At 63.1% G+C, this 2,405-nt stretch carries 3 protein-coding genes; all 3 read left to right on the forward strand.

Annotated elements, in window-relative coordinates; genetic code table 11:
- The coding region (locus VLT15_08070) for a hypothetical protein (protein HSR45171.1) at positions 1–183 on the forward strand (183 nt) is incomplete at its 5' end.
- 468 nt (positions 184–651) lie between these two features.
- Complete coding sequence (locus VLT15_08075; GenBank protein HSR45172.1) at positions 652–1,878, forward strand: hypothetical protein; 1,227 nt, start codon at positions 652–654, stop codon at positions 1,876–1,878.
- 55 nt (positions 1,879–1,933) lie between these two features.
- A complete protein-coding gene (locus VLT15_08080) occupies positions 1,934–2,104 on the forward strand; it encodes a hypothetical protein (GenBank protein HSR45173.1) in 171 nt (56 codons plus the stop codon).
- The last annotated feature ends 301 nt before the right edge of the window (positions 2,105–2,405 follow it).

Genomic DNA, 2,405 nt, shown 5'->3' on the forward strand with positions numbered 1-2,405 from the left:
GAGCCTGCCGGTGCAGTGATCTGTCCGACCTGTGCCGGTGACCCCCAATACATCTGTGCGGCATGCAACACCTCGGGGAGCCTGAAGGTGTTTCAGGCGTGCCGGCATGTGGTGGCGGTGCCGGTCCCTGAAGTGGTGTTGGAGTGTGGGCATCAGGCCCACGAAATCGTGTCGTCGTCTTGAAAGGCCGGTAGCTACCTCAGCGCGGCTGGCTCCTAGGTATCCCTTTCGGACCCAACGGGTTGGCGTCACGTTCCATCAGGACTGAGGTTGGGCGCCAGCTGACTGAACCCACGCAACTCCGTCTTGGGTGGGCCAGCCGTGCGCCTGAACCGTGTTGGGCACACCCTGACTTGGTGCCGACCCGATGTGGGCCGATCGCTGTCGCGTCGAAAGCCCCGACCGGCAACGCCCCAAGTCCCGGGGGCTTCGAAGCTCCGGCACGCTGAACTTCATCACCCCCGACGTTCGGAACGGGGCTGCGAGACGGCGTGTCCGTACTGTGCTCACTCCCCGAGGCGACCCACACCGACGCGCGTGGCCTGATCTCGCCGATTTGTCCATCGGCGCAATAGGGACAAGCTGCCCTGTGCCCTCTGGCACACGGGAGGCATCATTGCGCCGAGGGAGGTCGTAGAAAGGAATGAGGGAGTGAATTCGGCCAGTGGGATCGCCCGGCGGCCAGGCAGTCGGATGCTCCGAGGGGCGTTCGCTTTTCTGATGGTTGTCGCGGGATGTTCGCCCTCGGCCGATGTCACCAGGGACGAGCTCGCCACAGTGGTGGAGCGAGACGCGGCGGTCTTTGCCGATTCGGGCATTCCCAGTGAGGTTCTAGACCAGCTAGCAGTGAACCGAGTCGTGGTGCTCGGTGAAACCCATCACCTCCGGGAGCACTGGGAGTTCGTTGGTACTCTCCTCGAGGACCTGCACGAACGGGGTTTCCGCCAGCTCCTGATCGAGAACCCGCAAATGGTTGATTGGCTGCTCGACGACTGGGTCGTCGGAGGGGATCTCATACCGGATTGGGAGCCTCCCAACCATCTGCTGCGGAAGTTGTCTCCGATTCACGATTTCAATGAGACCCTTCCGCCCGATGAACGAGTTCACGTGCGGTCGATCGATGCGAACGAGGCGTACTACGGGGGAGCGGCATCCTTCCGAGAACTGTTGCTGGCGGCGGCGGACAACGTGCCCACGGCCGGTCCCATCGCTGATTTCGCGGCGGTCGATTACCTCGAGGGGACTTCTGCCGATCAGGCGGAGGCAGTTGAGGCCCTACTCGCAGCGCTGGAGGCCGACGGTACGAACCTGACTGCGGAGTGGGGGCCGGACTGGTACGCGATCATCCTCGAGATGGTCAACGTGGAGGTCGAAAGCGTTGCCATTCGCGCGGAGCGCAGCGAGGACGACAACCAGGCGGCACGAATGCGTGAGGATGTCATCAAGGGCCTCGCCGATGCACGGATCGCAGAGATCGACGGGGGAACCCTCATCAACTTCGGTGCACATCATGCGCAGAAGGCTCATCTCATGGGCACCGAGCAGGAGTGGATCGGCGACTACCTCGCCCACACCAGCACCGTCGTCGACGGATCGATCATCGTGATCGGGTTCACATCGGCACGGACAGAGTTGGAACCCGGCGCCGGGGGAACGCCTTGGAACATCTTGGAGAGCAGCTCGCCCGACAACGAGATCCTCAGGGTTATCGCTGAGACATGGCCGGCACGAACGGTGTTCCTCCCACTCACCGATCCGCTTTTCGCGGAGAGAACGGTGGCGTACAACTCGGAGGACGTGATCTACGTCACATCCCTGGGCGAGCACTTCGACGCGCTTGTCCAATATGGCCTGGCCCACCGCTGGCCTCAGTCCTAGCCAGCACGGCCCACGATCGGCGGGAGCGAACGGGCAGGCGGACTTGGTGTCGGTCATGGCAAGGCCCCTCTCGAAGGAAGGGACCATCCAGCCACGTGTCGAGATGTTTGGTGAGTTCCTCGGCGAGGAAGGGCGAGAAGCTGACGGTGCGGCGGGCGGCGGGGGTCTTGGGTGGTTCCCCGACCCGAAGCTGGCGGCGCGAGAGGTCGAGTCGGTCGGTGCGTAGTGCTGCGAGTTCGCCGGGCGGAGGCCGATGTAGGCGCCGGTCGACCTTCTACCGGACGTGCATGCAAAAGTGTATGCTGATAAGCATGCAGAGTACGAGTGTTCGAATTGATCAAGCCACTCACCGGGAACTGAAGCGACTCGCTGATCGGCTGGGCACGACGGTGGGGGAGACCGTGGCCCTGGCTGTCCGGCGTTTGAGACAGGACCGGATCGGTGAAGAGCTCACTGCCTCGTTGAGTCCTGACGAAGTCGACTGGCTCGATGCTGACCTCGGGTGACGTGATACAACTCGATCTCGG

The organism is Acidimicrobiia bacterium, from assembly GCA_035471805.1.
In the GTDB taxonomy this organism is placed as follows: Bacteria; Actinomycetota; Acidimicrobiia; order Spongiisociales; family JAHEDJ01; genus JAHEDJ01.

Bases quoted from the DNA above. Each gene is read 5' to 3' on its own strand.
- VLT15_08080 (HSR45173.1), top strand. From the start codon at position 1,934: ATGGCAAGGCCCCTCTCGAAGGAAGGGACCATCCAGCCACGTGTCGAG.